This window comes from Stagnihabitans sp., assembly GCF_964946895.1.
In genome coordinates this window covers 41,474-60,678 of sequence record NZ_CBBQHX010000009.1, presented here as the reverse complement: position 1 = coordinate 60,678, position 19,205 = coordinate 41,474, and the positions used below count along the sequence as shown (strand labels likewise).

22 protein-coding genes and 1 other RNA gene are annotated in these 19,205 nt (G+C 63.9%); 10 read left to right on the top strand and 13 right to left on the bottom strand.

The genetic code is table 11. The annotated features are described in order from the left end of the window. Nucleotides 1-150: 150 nt before the first annotated feature. Nucleotides 151-681, bottom strand: coding sequence for a c-type cytochrome (locus tag AC1Y2B_RS08000; protein WP_482252548.1), 531 nt, complete (start codon nucleotides 679-681; stop codon nucleotides 151-153). A gap of 121 nt (nucleotides 682-802) precedes the next feature. Between AC1Y2B_RS08000 and AC1Y2B_RS07995 the strand changes: the two genes are divergently transcribed. Beyond that, nucleotides 803-1,651 (top strand): prephenate dehydratase, encoded by an 849-nt coding sequence (locus tag AC1Y2B_RS07995; protein ID WP_482252547.1) that lies wholly within the window; start codon nucleotides 803-805, stop codon nucleotides 1,649-1,651. Here AC1Y2B_RS07995 and AC1Y2B_RS07990 read toward each other — a convergent pair. Continuing rightward, on the bottom strand, nucleotides 1,648-2,127 hold the full coding sequence (locus tag AC1Y2B_RS07990) for an SRPBCC family protein (protein ID WP_482252546.1): 480 nt from the start codon (nucleotides 2,125-2,127) through the stop codon (nucleotides 1,648-1,650). The genes AC1Y2B_RS07995 and AC1Y2B_RS07990 overlap by 4 nt on opposite strands. 161 nt (nucleotides 2,128-2,288) lie before the next feature. Between AC1Y2B_RS07990 and AC1Y2B_RS07985 the strand changes: the two genes are divergently transcribed. Further along, entirely contained in the window at nucleotides 2,289-2,984 is a 696-nt protein-coding gene (locus AC1Y2B_RS07985) for a calcium-binding protein (RefSeq protein ID WP_482252545.1), read from the top strand. A gap of 3 nt (nucleotides 2,985-2,987) precedes the next feature. Here AC1Y2B_RS07985 and nudC read toward each other — a convergent pair whose 3' ends face one another. Beyond that, a complete protein-coding gene (gene nudC / locus AC1Y2B_RS07980) occupies nucleotides 2,988-3,938 on the bottom strand; it encodes an NAD(+) diphosphatase (RefSeq protein ID WP_482252544.1) in 951 nt (316 codons plus the stop codon). 213 nt (nucleotides 3,939-4,151) lie between these two features. Between nudC and AC1Y2B_RS07975 the strand changes: the two genes are divergently transcribed. From AC1Y2B_RS07975 to rsgA, 4 genes are all read left to right on the top strand, one after another. After that, nucleotides 4,152-6,074 carry a bifunctional 2',3'-cyclic-nucleotide 2'-phosphodiesterase/3'-nucleotidase gene (locus AC1Y2B_RS07975; protein WP_482252543.1) on the top strand — a complete coding sequence of 641 codons (1,923 nt, stop codon included), beginning with the start codon at nucleotides 4,152-4,154 and terminating at the stop codon, nucleotides 6,072-6,074. Nucleotides 6,075-6,108: 34 nt separating this feature from the next. Beyond that, nucleotides 6,109-6,741, top strand: coding sequence for an HAD family hydrolase (locus AC1Y2B_RS07970; protein ID WP_482252542.1), 633 nt, complete (start codon nucleotides 6,109-6,111; stop codon nucleotides 6,739-6,741). 56 nt (nucleotides 6,742-6,797) lie between these two features. Beyond that, an RNA gene (ffs, locus tag AC1Y2B_RS07965) (signal recognition particle sRNA small type) lies at nucleotides 6,798-6,895 on the top strand. A gap of 192 nt (nucleotides 6,896-7,087) precedes the next feature. After that, entirely contained in the window at nucleotides 7,088-7,951 is an 864-nt protein-coding gene (gene rsgA, locus AC1Y2B_RS07960; protein WP_482252541.1) for a ribosome small subunit-dependent GTPase A, read from the top strand. 97 nt (nucleotides 7,952-8,048) lie between these two features. Here the strand turns inward: rsgA and AC1Y2B_RS07955 are convergent, their stop codons facing one another. After that, the gene (locus AC1Y2B_RS07955; RefSeq protein ID WP_482252540.1) at nucleotides 8,049-9,170 is read right to left on the bottom strand and encodes an aminotransferase class V-fold PLP-dependent enzyme; all 1,122 of its coding nucleotides are present in this window, start codon (nucleotides 9,168-9,170) and stop codon (nucleotides 8,049-8,051) included. Nucleotides 9,171-9,244: 74 nt separating this feature from the next. Between AC1Y2B_RS07955 and AC1Y2B_RS07950 the strand changes: the two genes are divergently transcribed. Together AC1Y2B_RS07950 and AC1Y2B_RS07945 are read left to right on the top strand one after the other, a co-directional pair. After that, nucleotides 9,245-9,658: an acyl-CoA thioesterase gene (locus AC1Y2B_RS07950; protein ID WP_482252539.1), complete on the top strand. Its 414-nt coding sequence runs from the start codon at nucleotides 9,245-9,247 to the stop codon at nucleotides 9,656-9,658. Between the two features lie 432 nt (nucleotides 9,659-10,090). Further along, nucleotides 10,091-11,164 (top strand): COG3904 family protein, encoded by a 1,074-nt coding sequence (locus tag AC1Y2B_RS07945; protein ID WP_482252538.1) that lies wholly within the window; start codon nucleotides 10,091-10,093, stop codon nucleotides 11,162-11,164. A gap of 58 nt (nucleotides 11,165-11,222) precedes the next feature. Here the strand turns inward: AC1Y2B_RS07945 and AC1Y2B_RS07940 are convergent, their stop codons facing one another. The 9 genes from AC1Y2B_RS07940 to AC1Y2B_RS07900 form a co-directional block, all read right to left on the bottom strand. Continuing rightward, nucleotides 11,223-12,233 (bottom strand): NAD-dependent epimerase/dehydratase family protein, encoded by a 1,011-nt coding sequence (locus AC1Y2B_RS07940; protein ID WP_482252537.1) that lies wholly within the window; start codon nucleotides 12,231-12,233, stop codon nucleotides 11,223-11,225. A gap of 186 nt (nucleotides 12,234-12,419) precedes the next feature. Further along, nucleotides 12,420-12,929, bottom strand: a complete 510-nt coding sequence (gene rimM / locus AC1Y2B_RS07935) for a ribosome maturation factor RimM (protein WP_482252536.1) — start codon at nucleotides 12,927-12,929, stop codon at nucleotides 12,420-12,422. Further along, nucleotides 12,929-13,561 (bottom strand): 5,6-dimethylbenzimidazole synthase, encoded by a 633-nt coding sequence (gene bluB, locus AC1Y2B_RS07930; protein WP_482252535.1) that lies wholly within the window; start codon nucleotides 13,559-13,561, stop codon nucleotides 12,929-12,931. Before bluB ends, rimM begins: the two co-directional genes overlap by 1 nt. Before the next feature lie 9 nt (nucleotides 13,562-13,570). Continuing rightward, nucleotides 13,571-13,927 (bottom strand): 30S ribosomal protein S16, encoded by a 357-nt coding sequence (gene rpsP / locus AC1Y2B_RS07925; RefSeq protein WP_482252534.1) that lies wholly within the window; start codon nucleotides 13,925-13,927, stop codon nucleotides 13,571-13,573. Nucleotides 13,928-13,988: 61 nt separating this feature from the next. Beyond that, on the bottom strand, nucleotides 13,989-14,294 hold the full coding sequence (locus AC1Y2B_RS07920) for a chorismate mutase (RefSeq protein ID WP_482252533.1): 306 nt from the start codon (nucleotides 14,292-14,294) through the stop codon (nucleotides 13,989-13,991). Continuing rightward, nucleotides 14,291-14,872: a GNAT family N-acetyltransferase gene (locus AC1Y2B_RS07915; RefSeq protein WP_482252532.1), complete on the bottom strand. Its 582-nt coding sequence runs from the start codon at nucleotides 14,870-14,872 to the stop codon at nucleotides 14,291-14,293. Before AC1Y2B_RS07915 ends, AC1Y2B_RS07920 begins: the two co-directional genes overlap by 4 nt. Next, nucleotides 14,869-16,383, bottom strand: a complete 1,515-nt coding sequence (gene ffh / locus AC1Y2B_RS07910; RefSeq protein ID WP_482252531.1) for a signal recognition particle protein — start codon at nucleotides 16,381-16,383, stop codon at nucleotides 14,869-14,871. The genes AC1Y2B_RS07915 and ffh overlap by 4 nt, the downstream gene beginning before the upstream one ends. Nucleotides 16,384-16,545: 162 nt before the next feature. Then, complete coding sequence (locus AC1Y2B_RS07905) at nucleotides 16,546-16,896, bottom strand: hypothetical protein (protein WP_482252530.1); 351 nt, start codon at nucleotides 16,894-16,896, stop codon at nucleotides 16,546-16,548. Nucleotides 16,897-16,944: 48 nt separating this feature from the next. Then, complete coding sequence (locus AC1Y2B_RS07900) at nucleotides 16,945-17,292, bottom strand: DoxX family protein (protein WP_482252529.1); 348 nt, start codon at nucleotides 17,290-17,292, stop codon at nucleotides 16,945-16,947. 113 nt (nucleotides 17,293-17,405) lie between these two features. Here AC1Y2B_RS07900 and AC1Y2B_RS07895 point away from each other — a divergent pair, with 113 nt between their 5' ends. Both AC1Y2B_RS07895 and AC1Y2B_RS07890 read left to right on the top strand, forming a co-directional pair. Beyond that, nucleotides 17,406-18,293 carry a LysR family transcriptional regulator gene (locus AC1Y2B_RS07895; RefSeq protein ID WP_482252528.1) on the top strand — a complete coding sequence of 296 codons (888 nt, stop codon included), beginning with the start codon at nucleotides 17,406-17,408 and terminating at the stop codon, nucleotides 18,291-18,293. A gap of 2 nt (nucleotides 18,294-18,295) precedes the next feature. Then, nucleotides 18,296-19,177: a DMT family transporter gene (locus tag AC1Y2B_RS07890; RefSeq protein WP_482252631.1), complete on the top strand. Its 882-nt coding sequence runs from the start codon at nucleotides 18,296-18,298 to the stop codon at nucleotides 19,175-19,177. The last annotated feature ends 28 nt before the right edge of the window (nucleotides 19,178-19,205 follow it).

Here is a 19,205-nt window from a genome sequence, read left to right as displayed (position 1 = left end):
GATCCCCTCTTTGCCTGCATGGCACCTGCTATCTTGTGCTAGCTAAATCGGAAATCCCGCGCTTCACAAGTTGCGAATGCGTGAGGCGCCGCGCGGGCAAAGAAAAAGGCCGCCCCGGTTGGAGCGGCCCTGAAATTCGAGGCGCCTGACTTACTTCAGCGTCGAGAGATAGGCGATCACGTTGGCGCGGTCCTGCGGCGAGGCCAGACCGGCGAAACCCATCTTGGTGCCGGGGACATAGGCTTTCGGCTCTTTGATGAACGTGTAGATCAGGTCCGGGGTCCACGGATCATGCTTGGAGGCCATGGCGTCAGAATAAACGAACCCGTCCACCGAGGCGCGGTTGCGGCCAACCACACCGTTCAGGTGCGGGCCGGTCATGTTCTTGCCTTCGGCGCTGTGGCAGGATTTGCACTTGCCGAAGGTCTTTTCCCCGGCTGCCGCGTCAGCGGTCTTGGCGACATCGGCATAGGCAGGATCAGCAGCCGCAGCGGTGGTGTCCGTGGTGGCAGCGGTTGCCGCCCCTTCGACTGCAATCGCGTAAGCAAAGGTCCGGTCGGCGTCCTTGGGCTGTTCGCCAAAGCCGTAGATCGTCTCGGCGGCCCAATTCCCGAACAGGAAGAACAGCAACGTTCCGCAAACGCCGCCAACAATCTTGGTCGTGGTCATCGTGTCCAACATGCAGCACCTTCCGCTGGGCTTGACTTTGGCGCGTGTCTAACCGCTTCCCCCCGATGGGTGCAAGGTGTACTAGCGCCGCGAAGCGCCCCCGAGGGCGCGTTTTTTTGCCGGAGACCCCCAGATGCCGCAGAATGCCGCCAAACCGGGCCGCATCGCCTTTCAGGGCGAGCCGGGCGCCTATATGCACCAGGCCTGCCGTCAGTCCCGCCCCGAGATGGAGGCGCTGCCCTGCGCCACCTTCGAAGAAGTGATCGAGACGGTGCGCCGGGGTGATTCCGAACTTGGCATGCTGGCGGTGGAAAACTCCACCTACGGGCGGATCGCCGACGTGCACACGCTGCTGCCGCAAAGCGGGCTGTTCATCGTCGATGAAAGCTTCGTGCGGGTGCATGTGAACCTGCTGGCCGTGAAGGGCGCCAAGCTGGAGGACGTCAAACGCGTGCGGGCCATGTCGATCCTGCACGGTCAGGCGCGGACTTTCATCAAGGACCACAAGCTGGCGACGCTGAACTGGCATGACAACGCCGCTGCGGCGCGGGAAGTGGCGGCTTTGGGGGATAAGGCAGAAGGCGCGCTGGCCTCGGAACTGGCGGCAGAGATTTACGGGCTGGACGTGCTGGCCCGTCATATCGAGGATCAGGCCAACAACACCACGCGCTTCCTTGTCATGGCGCGTGAGCCTGATCTGACGCGCCGGGCCGATCACATGATCACCACTTTCATCTTCCGCGTCCGCAACATTCCGGCGGCGCTGTACAAGGCGATGGGCGGCTTTGCGACCAACGGGGTCAACATGACCAAGCTGGAAAGCTACATGATCGGCGGCACCTTCACCGCGACCGAGTTTTACGCCGACATCGAAGGCCACCCCGAGGACCCGAACGTGAAGCTGGCATTGGAGGAGCTGGAATATTTCACCAGCCACCTGCAGATTCTGGGCGTTTATCCGGCGGACCGTCGCCGGGGCTAAACCTTCTTGGCCAGCGGGCGGCGGTAACGGTCTTCCAGATCGACCGCCAACTGCGCCACACGTTGGGCGAAATTGCCCTCCAGCTTCTTGCGGGCCAATCGCAGGGTCTGCACATAGATCCGCGCGGCCAGTGTCTTGGGCTTGGCTTCCATGCGCACCTCGATCCGGGTGCGGGTCGTGGCAAGGTCCATCAGGTCGAAGGTCAATGCGCCATCCACCAAGGCAGAGACGCCGGTGATCGTCATCTGGCTGTTGGGCGTCGCCGTCAGCAGATGCAGACGGGCGTTCCGCATCTTGCCGCGCAGGGCAAAGGCCACCAGCCATTCCATGCCCGGACCGGGATGGCGCAGATTGTCCGCCCGCGTCACTTCCGCGCCGCGCCGCATGGCCATGCGCTCCCACGCATCGAAATCGGTCAATTCGCGGTACACAAAGTCAACCGGTGCTTCGATGTCATATTTTGCCGCCAATTTCATGCAGCCGTCCTTTAACCCGTCTTCGTGCGGAACTGTCGCCGCAAACCGGGTGAACCGCAAGCCGGAAGACTTCAGCGCAGCTGCGGCGCGTCTGGAAATCAAATGACAGGGCGGGGTGTCGTGGCTATGATCCTGGCATTGCAAAGCGGAAAGGAGTTGTGATGCCGAAGATTACCTTTTTCAATGCTTTGGGCGACCTGGGATTTGCCTTCAGCTTCTACGATGGACCAACCCTCAAATTCGTCAGCCACACGACAACGACGGCGACGATGCAAGACACGCCGGGTGCGAAGGTCTTGTTCACGGGGGTGGATTTGACCTTCAAGAACGGGCATCCGATCGGGGGGACGATCACCGATATCACGCTGCTGTCCGCCGCCGGAGATACGCTGACGACGGTGTCAAACGCCCATGTCGGCGCGGCGCATCTGTGGGCAGAGTTCAAGCAATCCGGTCTTTTTGGGGTCGAGCTGAACCTGATTGCCCGGAACGACCACATTTTCGGATCTGACAAGGCAGATTACATGCTGGGCGGGACTGGCAATGACTTTCTGGCCGGCGGCAAAGGCAATGATCAGTTTCTTGGCGGACTTGGCTCGGATACGCTGACCGGCGGCGCAGGGGCGGACACGTTCGTCTTTTCCGCAGGTGACGGCAAGGATGTCATCACCGATTTCCATGACACCGGCCCGAAGGCGCTGCGCGATCATATCGGGATCACCCAGGACGCCTATGCGCACCTGGTGGCCGTGCAGCAGGGTGCCGACCTTGACCTGTCCTTTGGGGGCACCGATCATATCCTGCTGAAGCATTTCCTGCTTGCCAGTCTGGACCTGACGGATTTCACGCTCAGCTAGCTTTCAGTCCAGCGTATCTGCCAGCCAATGCGACATGATGAATTGCGCAATCGCCCCCTTGCGAGAGGGCTTGATCTGCGGATGTGTGCCAGCGAAGGCTGACAGAAGCTCTTCGCGCGTCACCCAGCGGGCGTCCTGCAATTCGGCCGGGTCAATCGTGATGGTGTCGGAGGTCGCTTCGCCCCGGCAGCCCAGCATCAGCGAGGCGGGGAAGGGCCAGGGCTGGCTGGCGACGTAGTCCACCTTGCCGACGCGGATGCCGGATTCCTCAAACACTTCACGCCGCACGGCGGCCTCGATCGTCTCGCCGGGTTCGATGAAGCCTGCCAGCAGGGAATACATCCCCTCGGGCCAGGTTGGCCCCCTGCCCAGCAGCAGGCGGTTGCCATGGGTGATCAGCATGATGACCACCGGATCGGTCCTTGGGAAATGCGAGGTGTTGCAGGCCCGGCAATTGCGCTGCCAGCCCGCCATCGTCATGTCGGACTTGGCGCCGCAACTGGCGCAGAACCCGTGGGAGCGGTGCCATTCCATCAAGGCGCGGGCGGTGGCGGCCAGTTCGGCATCGCGCGGTGACAGTTGCGCCATGACCGCACGCAACTCGTGAAAGCCCTGATCGGGCGGCAGATCGGGATGCTGTTGCACCTGTGTGTCGAAAAACCCGGTCGAGGGCGCGATGGAGGCCTCTGGCGCCCAGGCCGAGACGTCTTGCGCAAAGACCGGGATATCATCCGACAGGCCCAGGAATATCGCGGTCTGCGGCTGCCCGGCCAAGGGCGCATCCGGTGTCAGCCAGGCAATCGCCTGTCCGTTCGCCACCAAGGGGCGGCCCTTCCAGACGGCCAGCACGCGGCCCTTTTGCCACAACGCCGCCTGCTGGTCGGCATCGCCGCGCAGCGCCGCAGCCCGGTCCAGTCCCGATCCGCCAAAGGCTACCGTCTCTGCAAGCCGCATGTTGCCCCCCGTTTGGCCCTTGATGCCATGCGCAAGAGGCAGAGGCAAATCCCGCCTGCGACAGTTTTGCCACCTAGGGTTGCAAACCTTGCCATTCTGCAGCGTAAAGAATTGCAAAATGCAGGCAGGTGGTCGCAGTTTGCAATCAGTTGGTAAGACCTGTGTCGCTTTATTCAAGCTGAACCCCCCGCCTTCGGGCCGAACGGAACTGGGATGCCGGACCAATCGTCTGCTTCGCCGCCAGGTGTTTCTTCAGCCCGCACCGCCGGGTCGCGGCTGCGCATTCTGGCGACCTCGGACCTGCATGCCCATATCACGCCGTGGGACTATCACGCCAACCGGGCCAGCCCGGCCATTGGCCTCGCCCGCACGGCAAGCCTGATTGCCAAGGCCCGGGCCGAGGTGGAGTGTTGCCTTCTGGTTGACAACGGCGACTTTCTGCAGGGCAGCCCGCTGGGGGACGTCGAGGCGTTGCGGGCCCATGGCCTTGGCGCGGCGCTGCATCCGATGATCGCGGCGATGAACGCGCTTGGCTATGACGCGGCAACCTTGGGCAACCACGAATTCTCGCATGGGCTGGCGTTTCTGCTGGAAACCCTCGGCGGCGCGCAGTTTCCCGTCGTCTCGGCCAATATCGCGCGGCGCTTGGCGGACCTGCCGCTGCAGGATGAAACGCTGGTGCCGCCCACGCTGATCCTGCAGCGGAGGCTGCGGGCGGCCGATGGGGCGGAACATCCTGTCCGCATCGGGATCATCGGGCTGCTGCCGCCGCAGACACCGCAATGGGATCAGGCCAAGCTGGGCCATGCCCTGCGCGCCCGCGATATCCTGCAGGCCGCCGCCGCGCATGTGCCCGCGTTGCGTGCCCAAGGCGTCGATGTTGTGCTGGCGCTGTCACATTCTGGTATCGGCGGCAGCGTGGCTGTGCCCTGGATGGAGAATGCCAGTGCCGCGCTGGCTGCCTTGCCAGGGATTGATGCCTTGGTCGCGGGCCACACCCATCAGACCTTTCCGTCAAGCGATCACGCCCCTGCCCCTGGCATCGAGCCGATGGCGGGGCGGCTTTGGGGCAAACCCGCGGTGATGCCGGGGCTTTATGGCTCGCATCTTGGGGTGATTGATCTGGATCTGCACTGGGACGGGGCGCGCTGGCACCTGACGGGCGGGCAAAGCGCACTTTGGCCCATCGCCCGCCGTCTGGCCTCGGGCCGGCTGCGCAGCCTGACCCGCAGCGCCCCCGCGATCATGGCGCTGGCAAAGCCTGCCGATCGGGCCACCCGCCTGTGGGCGCGGCGTCCCGTGGGTGTGAACAGCACTCCGCTGCACAGTTATTTCGCCATGATTTCGGCCAGCCCCACGGTGCGTCTGATCGCCCGGGCGCAGGCGGCGCATGTCCGGCGCGCCCTGCAGGGCGGGCTTTACGCTGACTTGCCCGTGCTGTCCGCTGCGGCACCCTTCCATGCGGGCGGGCGTGGCGGGCCGGAGAATTATACCCACATCGCCCCCGGCCGTCTGACCCTGCGGCATATCTTCGACCTTTACCCGCATCCCAACACCATCGCCGCCCTGCTTGTGACCGGGGCAAGCCTGCAGGAATGGCTGGAGCGCGCCTTCAGCCAGTTCTGCCAGATCGCCCCCGGCGCACAGGAGGTGGAGCTTGTGGACACCGGCTTCCCCAGTTTCAACTTCGATCTGATCGAGGGCCTGACCTGGACCGTCGATCTGACCAGCCCGGCGCGCTATGACACAAGGGGCGAACTGGTGCATCCCCAAGCCACCCGCATCCTGGACTTGGCCCATGAGGGGCAGCACCTGCTTCCCGCGCAGCGCTTTGTTCTGGCCACCAACAGCTATCGCGGCACGGGCAGCGGCGGCTTTGCGGGATCGGGGGCCGAGCATCTGGTGCTGAATGGGCCGCAGGCCAGCCGGGATATCCTGCGGTCCTTCATCGCCGAGGCTGGCCATGTTGACCCGTCTGGCCCGCCCAACTGGCGCTTTCACCCGATGCCCGGCACGACGGTGCTGTTTGACAGCGCCCCGGCCGCCGCCGACCATCTGCAGGACCTTGCCCCGCTGCAGGCCGAACCGCTTGGCCTGACACCAAAGGGATTCCGCCGCTTTCGCCTGCACCTGTGATGCGCTAAGGCAGGGGCAGGAACCGGAGCCTGCCATGTATGAAGCCCTGCTGTTCGACCTCGACGGGACGCTGATTGACACCGAAAGCATCGCCATGGCCTCGGGTCTGGCGGCGTTTGCGGCTTTGGGCCATCCGGTCGAAGAAACCTTCATGCACAGCCTGATCGGCAAGGATCAGCACTCGGGCGGGCTGTTGATCCGCAACCATGTGCCCGGAATCGATCTTGAGGCGCTGAACGCCCATTGGGGTGAAAGCTTCCGCGCCGGGGTGGACAGGGGCCTGCCGCTGAAACCCGGCACGACCGAGTTGCTGGCGCTGGTGCCCGGCCATATCCAGCGCGCCATCGTCACCTCCTCGGGTCGGGTCGAGGCACATCGCAAGATTGGCATCGCCGGGCTGGCGCCGTCCTTCTCTGCCGTCGTGACGGTGGATGACGTCACCCGCCCCAAGCCCGACCCGGAACCCTATCTGCTGGCGGCCCGGATGCTGGGTGTGGCGCCCGCGCGCTGTCTGGTGTTCGAGGACAGCGAGGTGGGGGCCGAAGCCGCCCATCGCGCCGGATGCGTGGTGGTGCAGGTGCCCGACCTGATCCCCTCCAGCCGCCGTTGGGCGCACCATGTTGCAGCCGACCTGATGGCGGGGGCGCGGCTGGCCGGGCTGATCTGACCGCAGCCTGTCCGGCGCTTCTTGCACCTCGGACGAATCTCCCCTATATGCAGCGGTGAGAGGTTGGCGCGGGCAGGTGCCTCGCCAACCCGGTCAGGTCCGGAAGGAAGCAGCCGTAACGAGCCCCACTTGGGTCGTTGTCAGCCTCTCACCCTTATACCCTCATTGGCGGAGGAATGTTCATGTCAGATGAAACCCTCCGTATGGCCCGCAACTGAGCGAGGTTCTGGCCGAACTGGGCTGGACGCCGCATTTCAGCGCGCAAGTCACTGAGACTGATACCTTTCCCGCCCGTGTAACCGCTGTGCATCGCGCCCGGATTCAGGCCTTGGGAGAGGCGGGGGCGTTGGAACTGATCCCGGCTTCGACGCTGTCAACCGCAACCGTGGCGGTCGGGGATTGGCTTGAGGTGCGCGGCGCGCTGGCGCTGCGGGTGCTGGAGCGGACCTCGCTGGTGTCGCGCAAGGCGGCGGGCAGCAGCGTGGCGCGGCAGGTGATTGCCGCCAATCTGGATGCGCTGTTCATCGTGTCCTCGTGCAACGCCGATTTCAACGCGGGCCGGATGGAGCGGTTTCTGGTCCTGGCCGCCAGCGCGGGAGTTGAGCCTGTGGTGGTGCTGACCAAGGCGGATACGGCAACCGACCCTCAGTCCTTCGTGCGGGAGGCCAAGGCGTTGAAGAAAGGCCTGCCCGTCGTGCTGATGGACGCCAAGCGCGACGACGTGCGTCTGGCCTTGGGGCCGTGGATCGGGCCGGGGCAGACGGTGGCCTTGCTGGGGTCCTCGGGTGTTGGAAAAACCACCATTGCCAATGCTTTGACCGGTGGCGCTGCCGCTGTGCAGGACATTCGGGACGACGATGCCAAGGGGCGTCACACGACGACGGGGCGTTATCTGGTCGCGATGAGTGGCGGTGGCTGGCTGATCGACACGCCCGGGATGCGGGAAGTTCAGTTGACGGATGCGTACGACGGGATCGGGCTGTTCTTTGATGACCTGACCCAGCTATCCCTCACCTGCAAATTCCGCAACTGCCGGCATGAGGGCGAGCCGGGCTGTGCGGTGCAGGCCGCGATCGCCTCAGGTGAGTTGGACAAGGCCCGGCTTTTGCGCTGGCAGAAGCTGCTGGCCGAGGATGATACCAATACCGCGACGATGGAGACCTCGGCCGCGCGGGCGGCCGGACGGCGCGGCTATCCCAAGAAGAAGTAAAAGGCGCGGCTTGCGCCGCATTTCCTGTATCTCGCCTCTGGCCTGCGGCCAACCGGCTCGGCGTGGCCTCCGGCGGGAGTATTTGGGTAAAGAGCAATCAGATCAGGGCTTTGAGTGCCGCGATGAGGCTGTCAGTGCCAGCGTCCGTCGTCATGATGCCGGGGGAGAGGCGCAGGGTCTGACCACGTGCGTCGGTGGTGATCGACTGGGCGCGCAGGGTGCTGACGACCTCTGCCGCCCTGAGGTGATCGGGCAAGCGCAGCATGATGGAGCCGCCGCGTTTGCCTTCGTCGCGCGGGGTGACGAGGGGGAGGTTCAGGTCGTCGGCGGCCTCGATCAGGCGGGCGGTGATCTTGCGGTTGTGGGCGAGGATCTCCGCCTGGTTTTGGGTGGCGTGCCAGTCCAGCGCGGGCAGCGAGGCCAGCGCCGCCATGGTTCCGGGGGTGCCATTGTCGAAGCGGCGGATGTCGTTCGCGTAGGCGAAGGTGTTGATATCCCAGTTGAAAGGGTTCTCTTGAGAGAACCAGCCGCGCAGTTCGGGGTGGCAATGGGGGATCAGGCGGGGGCTTAGGTAGAGGATGCCCGCGCCGGGGGTGCCGCACATCCATTTGAGGGAGGTGGAGACGGCGAAGTCGATTTCGGGCGCGTTCACGTCGAAGGGGATCAGGCCCGCGGCTTGGGTGATGTCGACGCCGATCAGGCTGCCCATGCGGCGGCCGTGGGCGACCATCTGGCGGAGCGCGATGCGGTGGGAGGTGGTGGAGGAGACCCAGGTCAGGAGGGCAAGGCCTACGTCCGGGGTCCAGTCTTTCAGGAAATCTTCATCCTCGACATGTGCTGCGCCTTGGCGGAGCGCTACGGTCTTGAGTTCAAAGCCATATTTCTGAGCCATGCCCTGCAGGAGGAAATGGTTGGAGGGGAAGCAGTCGGCGCCGACCAGGACTTTGCGGCCTTTCAGGTGGGCGGGTGGAAGCGAGGTCAGCAGCATGTGGAACGACTGGGTGACGCTTTCGGTGGTGGTCAGGGCGCCTTGCGGGGCCTTGATGATGGCGCTCCAGCGGTCGATGAAGGCTTGTCTTTTGCCAAGCGCGTAGCCCCATTGGCTGTCATTCGTGGCGCCCCAGCTTGCGGCGAATTCGGCCATCGCTTGGCCCAAGTCTTTGGTTTTGCTGGGGTATTGGCCGATGGAGTGGTAGAGGAAATAGGTCTCGCCCGACATTTTTCGCCTCGTGTTGCCTGCCGCATGTGCTATCTGGAAGATACGCGATTTGTTTTGAGTTTGAAAGGATCGTCATGCTCTACCGCCGCCCCTATGCCATCGAGTTCAACCACTGCGATCCGGCGGGGATTGTCTTCTATCCGCGCTACTTCGAGATGACCAACCATGTCTGCGAAAACTTCTTCCGCGAGGCGGTGGGGGTGTCTTATGCGGAGATGATGAAACAGGGCGCCGGGGTGCCAACTGTCAGAATCGAAACGGATTTTCGTGCGCCGTCGCGGTTGGGCGATGTGCTGGACGTGACGCTGGAGGTGGTGCGGTTGGGCGGGTCTTCGGTCACGTTCGAGATCATCGGGGCCTGTGAAGAGGTGCGGTTGGTGGTTTTGATCACGCTGGTTTGGGTGAAAGAGGTGGCGGGGGCGATTGCGCCGCGGGCTTGGCCGGAGGCGATGAAGGCGCGGTTGGCAGAGTTTCTGCGGGCTGGTTAACGGCGATTCGGGTGTCGGATTTGCGTCGGATGTCCGTCGTTTTTCCGGAGTGCATTTGTAGCTACACGCAGGGCGGTGGGGTCAGGGTTAATTTACCGGGGGCGGCGGCGCGGTGCGTGAGATCACGCACCCTACGGAAGGTGGAGAGTCGGGGTGCACCCCGACCTAAGGGGTGGGGGGTGTGCGCAATGAATGCGCACCCTACGGTTGCTTTGGACGATCCGGCGCGAGGGGTGGTTGCCGGAGTTTCCGGGCGTGAAGGGGTATGAGCGGGATCGGTTGGGGGAGGGACGGGAGGAGTAGGGGTGCAGGCAGACTGGAGTAAATCGAAATATCACGCTACTCTAACGCGTGCTCTGAACTGAAGTGCACGTAAAGGTGCAAAAATCGAAAATGCGGGAGTGTTCTGTGATTCACCAAAAAATTCAGTCTATGGCGCTGATTTCTATCTTCACATTTGCCGTGGGCGATGCAGTCGCTAAGGATATGACCTTTGATATTATTTACATGAACCAGACGAATGTTGTGGTTGCAGACGGTGAAATAACTGCAGATACGCCAGCGGTCTTTCAGACGTTTCTAGACTCTAAGCCTTTTGATGGATTCAGCCTCTTAATACATCTAAACAGTATCGGTGGGAATTTGTTTGGTGGAATAAAACTGGGTCAAATGATTCGTGCTGCAGGGTTGGGAACTGACGTTCGTTGGTACGCGCCGAGGCCAGTCGGGCAAGACTTCTATGATCCAGGGTATGATGAGCAAGGACCGGGTCAGTGCTATTCCGCCTGCGCTTTGGCTTTTTTGGGCGGCAAGGAGCGTAAGCTTTCAGATGGCGCTATAATTGGATTTCACCAATTCAGCGGCGGTCTTGGCGGTGCCGAAGAAACTCAAATTGATACGCAGATCGTGTCAGGCAAAATACTCGAATATATTTCAGATATGGGTGTCGCCCCGTCGCTTTTCAGTAGAATGTCTCAGGTGCTCCCAAATGATGTTTTCATTCCGAGCAAGGAGGAACTCCTAAGCTACTCAATTATATCAAAAGACGCATTCACAGGGTTTACTCTCGAACCCTATCGAAATGGTATTGTTGCATCTTCGGTATTCCCAGAGAATGCCCAAGGTGACAATCTAGTCTATCAGATCACAACTTACTGCAAGAAAGGCCGGCCTTTTGTCCTTCTTTCTGGACGGCCTGACTCATCAGAGCTGTATGCTGACTTTGCGCAGCGAGTTCAGCCTGATGTCTCAGGTTTTTCAATCTGGCTTCGGGATTCGAGCGATATTTCCTACACATATCCAGCAAACGCAGTGGAGTTGCGTGCAGGAAATCAGTTGGCAGAAATAGGGGTTGATAGAAGATTTGTGGAACTAATTTCGAGGGGGCGGGTGAGCGCTGCTGTGCTCTATCCACACGCCGACGGCGGCCTGATGCACCTTGATATTAATGCCACTAAAGACGACATCGATCGAATTATGAGTTCCTTTAAGCTCTGTGTTGATTAATTCGGATTGAAGTTAGTGGAGGGGTAGTTGTGACAAGAGATGAATCTTACTGTCCCCCTCAAACCCCATAATACTCCCGATACCACGACACGAAGGCCGCGATACCGTCTTTCACGTCCGTCTGGGGGGCGTAGCCGGTGAGGCTGCGCAGCAGGCTCGCGTCGGCCCAGGTGGCGGGGACGTCGCCGGGTTGCATGTCCATGTAGTTGCGCTTCGCTTTGCGGCCTGTTGCCTCTTCGATGGCGTCGACGAAATCGAGGAGTTTGACCTTGTCGGAGTTGCCGATGTTGACCACGCGCCAAGGGGCGGCGGGGGAGAGGCTGTCGTTGGGGATCGGCTCGGCTGTGCCGGGCAGGGGGGGCGGGGTGTCGATTAACAGGCGGATGGCGCGGACGAGGTCGCCGACGTAGGTGAAGTCGCGGTACATCTCGCCGTGGTTGTAGATGTCGATGGGGCGGTCGTTCAGGATGGCCTCGACGAATTTGTAGAGCGCCATGTCGGGGCGGCCCCAGGGGCCGTAGACGGTGAAGAAGCGGAACATCGTGGTGGGAAGGGACCAGAGGTGGGCGTAGGCGTGGCCCATGGACTCGGTGGCCTTTTTGGTGGCGGCGTAGATGGTGAGTTGGGTGTCGGCCTTGTCCGTCTCGGCGAAGGGCATGGAGTCGTTGGCGCCGTAGACGGAGGAGGTGGAGGCCATGAGGAGGTGGTCCACCTTGAGGCGGCGGGCGGCTTCCATGACGTTGAAGGAGCCGATCACGTTGGCGTCAAGATAGGCGCGGGGGTTTTCGATGGAGTAGCGGACGCCGGCTTGGGCGGCGAGGTGGACGATGACCTGAGGTTCGAAGGCGTCGAAGGAGGTGTCGAGGGTGGCGCGGTCTTCGAGAAGCGCCTCGGTCGCGGTGAAGTGGGGGGATTGCAGGAGGATCTGGTGGCGGCGCTGTTTCAGGCGGACGTCGTAGTAGTCTGACATGCCGTCGTAGCCGTGGACGCGGAAGCCCTCTGCCAGCAGCAGGCGGGCGAGGTGGAAGCCGATGAAGCCAGCGGTGCCGGTGATGAGGACTTTGCGCATGGAACACTCCCGTTTGGGATGGAGTGGCGGATTTCGGGCGTTGTGTCCAGCGCGGCGCCTTTGGCGGGCCGGGGGGGCGCACGCCCCCGGACCCATCAGACGGGCGGGTGCGCATCGCGCGCTTGGGATATTCGGGACCTGAAGACTGGGATGGCACCGGCCAGCAGGTTGGCTGGGGGGCCGAGCCTATTCAAGACCCTCGGGCGGGTCGGCGATGATGCGGCCGGCGGTGAGGTCGACGGTGGGGATGACGGCCATCGTGAAGGGGAGGAGGAGATCGGTGCCGGCGCCGCTGATTTCGAGGAGGTCGCCGGCGCCGTGGTTGTGGACGGCGCGGACGGTGCCCAGAAGCTTGCCGCCGGGGTCGCGGACCTCAAGCCCGATCAGGTCGGCGTGGTAGAATTCGTCATCGGGCAGGCGCGGCAGGCGCTTGCGGTCAACGTGGAGGGTGACGCCCTTGAGGGCATCGGCCTGTTCTTTGGTTTCAACCCCGGTCAGGCGGGCGCCGAGGCCGCCGGCGACCGGGCGGGTCAGTTTGAGCTTGAACTGGCGGGTGCCGTCTTCGGACCACAGGGGGCCGTAGGTGGCGATATCTTCGGGCGTGGTGCAGAAGGATTTCAGGCGCACCTCGCCTTGCACGCCGAAGGCGCCGGAGATGGCGCCGACACAGATACGGTCAGGGGCTTGGGCGGTCATCAGCGGCTTCCTATGATCAGGTTGGGGGCGCGGCGTTCCCAGCCGAGGGTTTCCAGTTCCGGCGTCGTCTCGGCGGTTTCGGGCCAGCCGAGGCAGAGGTAGCCGACCAGGGTCCATCCGGCGGGCACGTCAAGATCGGCGCGCAGGCGGACGGGGTCGAGGATGGAGACCCAGCCCAGGCCAAGGCCTTCGGCCCGGGCGGCGAGCCACAGGAGGGTGATGGCGCCGACGACGGAATAGGCGCGGGTTTCGGGCATGGTCTGCGCCCCGAGATTGGCGCCTTTGGGCGAGGCGTCATCGGAAAACACGGCCAGATGCACCGGGGCTTCGCGCATGCCCGACAGTTTGAGGCCGGCGTAAAGCCGGGCCTTTTCGCCGACATAGCCGGTGAGGGCGGCCGCGTTGGCGGCCTCGAAATTGGCGATGGCCAAGGCGCGGGCCTGCGGGCTTTCCACACGCAGCACGCGCCAGGGTTCTGAGAGCCCCACCGAGGGGGCCAGGCAAAATGCAGCAAGGCAGCGGTCCAGGACCGCTGCCTCGATCGGATCCTTGCGGAAGCGGCGCACGTCGCGCCGCCACCGCATCAGGTCCTGCAACTCCGCACGAAACTCGGCGGTGTAGGTGCCCTGCATGGCGACTGATTATTCAGCCGCGGCAGCGGATTCAGCGGCGGCGGCCTTCTTTTTGGCGCGTTCGGCCATGGCTTTGCCGGGGATGGCCGACTTCGGGTTGGAGCGGGCCTTCTTGGCCAGAACGCCAGCCGATTCCAGGAAGCGTGCGACGCGGTCGGTCGGCTGGGCGCCGGTGGCCAAGAGGGCCTTGATGCGGTCGATGTTCATCACGACGCGCTTTTCGTCGTCCTTGGCCAGCATCGGGTCATAGGTGCCCAGCTTTTCGAGGAAGCGGCCATCGCGCGGCATGCGGCTGTCGGTGGCGACGATGGAATAGTGCGGACGCTTCTTGGAGCCGCCACGGGCGAGACGGATTTTGAGGGACATGGTGTTTCTCCTGACATGTCTTGGGGGCAGGGTGGGCGGATTGCCCAAACTGCGGGGTGGGTTATTTCTGCAGTTGTTCGTGATGCCTGATGACTTCAGAGATGATGAAGGTCAGGAATTTCTTGGCGAATTCGGGGTCGAGGGCGGCGTCGGCGGCCAGACGTTCCAGCCGTTCGATCTGGCGCGCTTCGCGGGCCGGGTCAGAGGGCGGCAGGTCGTGTTCGGCTTTCAGCTTGCCCACGGCTTGGGTGTGCTTGAAGCGTTCGGCGAGCGTATAGACAAGGATCGCATCCAGCCGGTCGATCGAGGCGCGGTGGTCCTTGAGCACCGAAGCGGCGCGGGTGGTGGCGTCGGCGGTATCGGTCATTTCGGGTCCTGCGGGGCGATGAAACGGTAGGTCAGGCAGGGCAGGCCGCCCGGTGTGGCGGCTTGCAGGTCCAGCGTGCCGCCGAGGCGTTCGGCGACGCGCTGCGAGGCGGGATTGGCGGGGTCGATATAGGAGACGACGGTGGGCAGGCCGCGCGGGCCAAGCGCCCAGTCGCGCAGGGCGGTGGCGGCCTCGGTCGCGTAGCCCTGGCCTTCGTGCGCGGCGTCAAACAGGAACCAGCCGAGTTCGGGTTCGGGGAAGACGGGGCCGTGGCAGACAGCGGTCTGGCCGATGGGCTTGCCGTTCAAGGTGATGGTCAGGCCGCCGAGGCCCAGAAGCGCCCATTGCGCCACGTCATTGCAGAACCAGTCCCAGGCCTTGGCGGCATCATGCGGGCCGCCCATGTAGAGCGCGCGGGGGCTGGTGACGAAATCGCGGTAGGCCGGGAAATCGGTGAGGACGGGCAGGCGCAGGACAAGGCGCTTGGTTTGCAGCGTCGGGTTTTGCGCATGCGCGGACCCCCGGCGGCTGGAGCCGGGAATTTTCGCAGAAAATGCGTCGGGGGCGGGGGCGGTCATTTCTTCTTGAACATCCCCGACAGACCCGAGGGCAGGCCTGAAGTCCCGCCAAGGGAACGCGGCAGGCCGCCCATGCCACCCAAGCCGGATTTCATCGCCTTGGCGGCTTCCTCCAGCTGGGCGGGGTCCATGTTCTTGAGGTCGGGCATGCCGCCGGTCGGGCCGCCGCCTTTGCCGAGCATCTGGGAAATGGCTTGCTTCATCATGCCGCCCTTGCCCATTTTCTTCATCATCTCTGCCATCTGCTGGTGCTGTTTCAGCAGGCGGTTGAGTTCGGAGACCTCTAGTCCGGCGCCGGCCGCGATGCGGCGCTTGCGCGAGGCTTGCAGAAGGGCGGGGTTGGCGCGTTCCTTCTTGGTCATCGACTGGATGAGGGCGATCTGGCGTTTCAGCATCTTGTCGTCAAAGCCGGCCTTTTCGGCAGCCTTGGCCATGCCGCCCATGCCGGGCAGCATGCCCATGATCGACTGCATGCCGCCCATCTTGAGCATCTGTTCCAGCTGGCTGCGCAGGTCGTTCATGTTGAACAGGCCCTTGGCGAAGCGGCGGGCCATGCGTTCGGATTGTTCGGCCTCAAACGTCTCACGCGCTTTTTCGACCAGCGCCACGATGTCGCCCATGCCGAGGATGCGGCCGGCGACGCGGTCGGGGTCGAAGGTTTCAAGGGCGTCCATCTTCTCGCCCATGCCGACGAAGCGGATGGGTTTGCCGGTGACGGCGCGCATCGACAGGGCCGCACCGCCGCGACCGTCACCGTCCATCCGGGTCAGGACGACGCCCGAGATGCCGACCTTGTCGTTGAACTCGGTCGCGACGTTGACGGCGTCCTGGCCGGTGAGGCCGTCCACCACCAGCAGGGTTTCGCGCGGGCTTGCGATGTCACGGACGGACTGGATTTCATCCATCAGGACTTCGTCGATGTGCAGACGGCCGGCGGTGTCGAGGAACAGCACGTCATAGCCGCCAAGTGAGGCCTGGGTCTTGGCGCGCTTGGCGATCTGCACCGCCGATTCGCCTTTGACGATGGGGAGGCTGTCGACGCCGATCTGTCCGGCGAGGATGGCCAGCTGCTCCATCGCGGCCGGGCGGTTGGTGTCGAGGGAGGCCAGCAGCACGCGCTTGCCGTTCTTTTCCTTCAGCCGCTTGGCCAGCTTGGCCGTGGTGGTGGTCTTGCCCGAGCCTTGCAGGCCGACCATCAGGATCGTCGAAGGCGGGTTGTCGATCTTCAGCGCATCTGCCGGGCCGTCGCCGGCCAGAACGGCGATCAGTTCATCATGGACGATCTTGACGACTTGCTGGCCGGGGGTGACGGACTTGGTGACGGCTTGCCCTGTGGCGCGGGTTTTCACCGCCTTGATGAAGTCGCGGGCGACCGGCAGCGAAACGTCAGCCTCCAACAGCGCGGTGCGGACTTCGCGCAGGGCGGCGTCAACGTCAGCTTCGGACAGCGCGCCGGCCTTGGTCAGACGGTCGAATACGCCGCCAAGGCGTTCTGACAGGCTTTCAAACATGGCGCTCTCCTACGGTTGCGGCGATCTTGGCGAAATAGGGTGCGACACCCGTGGGCGCAACGCGCTGACGGATGGCGATCCCGGCAAAAGCCAAGGGACCGGAAGCTTGGGCCTCCGGGGAATTCAGGGTCGGATATGCGGTGAAGGGGCAAGAGTCAAGCGTCACCGCTTGAGGTCGGCCGTGTTGCGGTGAAGGATCAGTGCGGCGACGGCGGCAATCGCCATGGCAGGCGGGGCGGAATCCCAGCCCAGGGCCGCGGCATGGGCCACGGTGGCGGCAAGGCCAGCGATCAGGGTCAGGGCTGCGCCATAGCCGATGCGGCCCGGCACCATCAGCATCACGGCGGCGAGGATCTGGAACAGGCCGGCGGGGATATGCATCCAAGACGCCGCCCCAAGCACGGCAAAGCGGTGGCCCATGCGGTCGAAGTTTGCCAGAACGGCCAGGCCAGCGGCCAGCATGATCAGGGCGAGGGCGGCTCGCAGCAGGGTGAAAAAGCGGGGTAAGTGCATGGGGCCTCCGCCCGCCATCTAAAGCGGGCGAGGGCGGGTTCGCAAGCTTCAGCGCGTCAGTTGCGCGCGGTTGGCGTAAAGGGTGGCTGCCGCCAGCAGGCCAAGGACAACGGCGGGCAGGGCGGTGGCAAGGCCGAGGAAGATTGCGTGGGCGGCCAGCGCGCCGATCATGGTGCAGACCAGAAGGCCTGCGGCATAGGCGGTCAGGCCGGGAACCCAGAGGGCAATGGCCGAGCCAAGCTCGATGGCGCCGGTGACATAGCGGAACCATTGGCCGACACCGATGGCGTCAAAGGTGTGGACCATCATCTCTGCCCCCATCAGCTTGGCGATGCCGGCAGCGGCGAAGGCCAAGGTCAGCAGGGCGCGGATGGCGAGAAAAATCCATTTGTTCATGGCGAAATCCTTGATGTGCCGTCCTCGGCGGTGTCTGTTGCGGCATATTGCCACTTGCAGATTGGCGCGCAATTGAGCCAAATCAGCTACGTCTTGTTCAGGGATGCACAGAAATGCTGGTCGATACCTGGGATGAAATCCGCACCGCCTATCAGGTGGCCCGGCTGGGCACGGTGTCGGGGGCGGCGGATGTGCTGGGCGTGCACCACGCCACGGTGATCCGCCACATCGACGCGTTGGAGAAGCGGCTGGGCACCAAGCTGTTCCAGCGCCATGCCCGGGGCTATACCCCGACCGAGGCCGGGCGCGATCTGCTGAACACCGCGCAGCGCACCGAAGAGCAGTTCGGCCAACTGGTCAGCCGGATCAAGGGGCAGGGCGAGACGGTGACGGGGGAACTGGTCGTCACCTCGATTTCCGGGATTGCCCATATCCTGACGCCGGTCTTTGCCGAGTTTCAGGCGGCGCATGCGGATGTGATGATCCGGTTTTATTCCGACATGCGGCTGTTCCGGCTGGATTATGGCGAAGCGCATGTGGCCATTCGGGCCGGGGCGGCGCCGGAAGACCCCGATTATGTGGTGCAGCCCTTGGTCAAGATGGCGGCGGCCCTGTACGGGTCAAAGGCCTATGTCGCGGCGCATGGCGCGCCGGCCGGACCGCAGGATTTCGGCCGGCATCGCTTCATCGGCCATGTCGAGCCTGAGGCGCGGGCACCGTTCTACCGCTGGCTGCGCGAACAGGTGCCGGCCGATGCGGTGACCTACCGGATCAGCGAGCCCGAGGCGAACAGCGAGGCGGTGCGGGCCGGTCTGGGCCTTGGCTTCCTGCCGGTGCGCGAGGCGGAGCGTTATCCCGATCTGGTGCAGATCCTGCCGCCCTCGGCTGAATGGGATTCGACGCTGTGGATCGTGACCCATGTCGATCTGCATCGCACGCTGAAGGTGCAAAGCTTTCTGGCCGTGTTGAAGAAGGCGGCAGCGGGCTGGGTCTGCGCGTGAGCCTGACGCGACCGCAGCTTGGCCATCTGGCGATGCTGGCGTTTTCGGCGCTGGTGGCGGGGTCGTTCTCTCTTGGGGCGTTGGCGGCGCCCTTGATCTCGCCCGCCGCGCTGACGGTGGCGCGGTTCGGGCTGGCGGGGGCCCTGGTGGGGCTGGCAGCCTTTGCGACGACGGGGGTGCCAAGGGCAACCTGGGCCGCGCCGTGGCGGTTTGTGGTGCTGGGCGGGCTGTTGGCCTGCTACTTCGTGCTGATGTTCGAGGGCTTGCGGACGGCGGCCGCGGTGCCGACGGCGGCGGTGTTCACGCTGACGCCGGTGATGGCGGCGGGGTTTGGCTGGCTGCTGATGCGCCAGGTGACGACCGGGCGGATGGTGCTGGCGCTGACCCTGGGGGCGCTGGGCGCGCTGTGGGTGATCTTTCGCGGTGATGTCGGCGCGATGCTGGGCCTGCATGTCGGGCGGGGCGAGGTGATCTATTTCTTCGGCTGCATTGCCCATGCGATCTATGCGCCGATGGTCAGGAAGCTGAACCGGGGCGAGAGCGCCTTGGTCTTCACCTTCGGCACGATGCTGGCGGGGTTTGGGCTGCTGTGCCTGTGGGGCGGTTCGGCGGTGCTGGCAACCGATTGGCTGGCGCTGCCGGCGATCGTGTGGATCTGTCTGGCCTATGTGTCAGTCGCGGCCTCGTCGATGACGTTTGTTCTGCTGCAATATGCCAGCCTGCGGCTGCCCTCGGCCAAGGTGATGGCCTATACCTATCTGGTGCCGGTCTGGGTCATCCTGTGGGAACTGGCGCTGGGCCATGGCGCACCGCCGGTGACCGTTCTGGTGGGGGTGGTGCTGATCCTGGTGGCGCTGGGGTTGCTGCTGAAGGACGAGGGCTGAGCCTGTCGCAGGCGTCATGTGAAGGAGC

Excerpts from the sequence above, each read along its gene's own strand:
- AC1Y2B_RS08000 (WP_482252548.1), bottom strand. The coding sequence starts at position 681 with ATGTTGGACACGATGACCACGACCAAGATTGTTGGCGGCGTTTGCGGA.
- AC1Y2B_RS07995 (WP_482252547.1), top strand. The coding sequence starts at position 803 with ATGCCGCAGAATGCCGCCAAACCGGGCCGCATCGCCTTTCAGGGCGAG.
- AC1Y2B_RS07990 (WP_482252546.1), bottom strand. The coding sequence starts at position 2,127 with ATGAAATTGGCGGCAAAATATGACATCGAAGCACCGGTTGACTTTGTG.
- AC1Y2B_RS07985 (WP_482252545.1), top strand. The coding sequence starts at position 2,289 with ATGCCGAAGATTACCTTTTTCAATGCTTTGGGCGACCTGGGATTTGCC.
- nudC (WP_482252544.1), bottom strand. The coding sequence starts at position 3,938 with ATGCGGCTTGCAGAGACGGTAGCCTTTGGCGGATCGGGACTGGACCGG.
- AC1Y2B_RS07975 (WP_482252543.1), top strand. The coding sequence starts at position 4,152 with ATGCCGGACCAATCGTCTGCTTCGCCGCCAGGTGTTTCTTCAGCCCGC.
- AC1Y2B_RS07970 (WP_482252542.1), top strand. The coding sequence starts at position 6,109 with ATGTATGAAGCCCTGCTGTTCGACCTCGACGGGACGCTGATTGACACC.
- AC1Y2B_RS07955 (WP_482252540.1), bottom strand. The coding sequence starts at position 9,170 with ATGTCGGGCGAGACCTATTTCCTCTACCACTCCATCGGCCAATACCCC.
- AC1Y2B_RS07950 (WP_482252539.1), top strand. The coding sequence starts at position 9,245 with ATGCTCTACCGCCGCCCCTATGCCATCGAGTTCAACCACTGCGATCCG.
- AC1Y2B_RS07945 (WP_482252538.1), top strand. The coding sequence starts at position 10,091 with ATGGCGCTGATTTCTATCTTCACATTTGCCGTGGGCGATGCAGTCGCT.
- AC1Y2B_RS07940 (WP_482252537.1), bottom strand. The coding sequence starts at position 12,233 with ATGCGCAAAGTCCTCATCACCGGCACCGCTGGCTTCATCGGCTTCCAC.
- rimM (WP_482252536.1), bottom strand. The coding sequence starts at position 12,929 with ATGACCGCCCAAGCCCCTGACCGTATCTGTGTCGGCGCCATCTCCGGC.
- bluB (WP_482252535.1), bottom strand. The coding sequence starts at position 13,561 with ATGCAGGGCACCTACACCGCCGAGTTTCGTGCGGAGTTGCAGGACCTG.
- rpsP (WP_482252534.1), bottom strand. The coding sequence starts at position 13,927 with ATGTCCCTCAAAATCCGTCTCGCCCGTGGCGGCTCCAAGAAGCGTCCG.
- AC1Y2B_RS07920 (WP_482252533.1), bottom strand. The coding sequence starts at position 14,294 with ATGACCGATACCGCCGACGCCACCACCCGCGCCGCTTCGGTGCTCAAG.
- AC1Y2B_RS07915 (WP_482252532.1), bottom strand. The coding sequence starts at position 14,872 with ATGACCGCCCCCGCCCCCGACGCATTTTCTGCGAAAATTCCCGGCTCC.
- ffh (WP_482252531.1), bottom strand. The coding sequence starts at position 16,383 with ATGTTTGAAAGCCTGTCAGAACGCCTTGGCGGCGTATTCGACCGTCTG.
- AC1Y2B_RS07905 (WP_482252530.1), bottom strand. The coding sequence starts at position 16,896 with ATGCACTTACCCCGCTTTTTCACCCTGCTGCGAGCCGCCCTCGCCCTG.
- AC1Y2B_RS07900 (WP_482252529.1), bottom strand. The coding sequence starts at position 17,292 with ATGAACAAATGGATTTTTCTCGCCATCCGCGCCCTGCTGACCTTGGCC.
- AC1Y2B_RS07895 (WP_482252528.1), top strand. The coding sequence starts at position 17,406 with ATGCTGGTCGATACCTGGGATGAAATCCGCACCGCCTATCAGGTGGCC.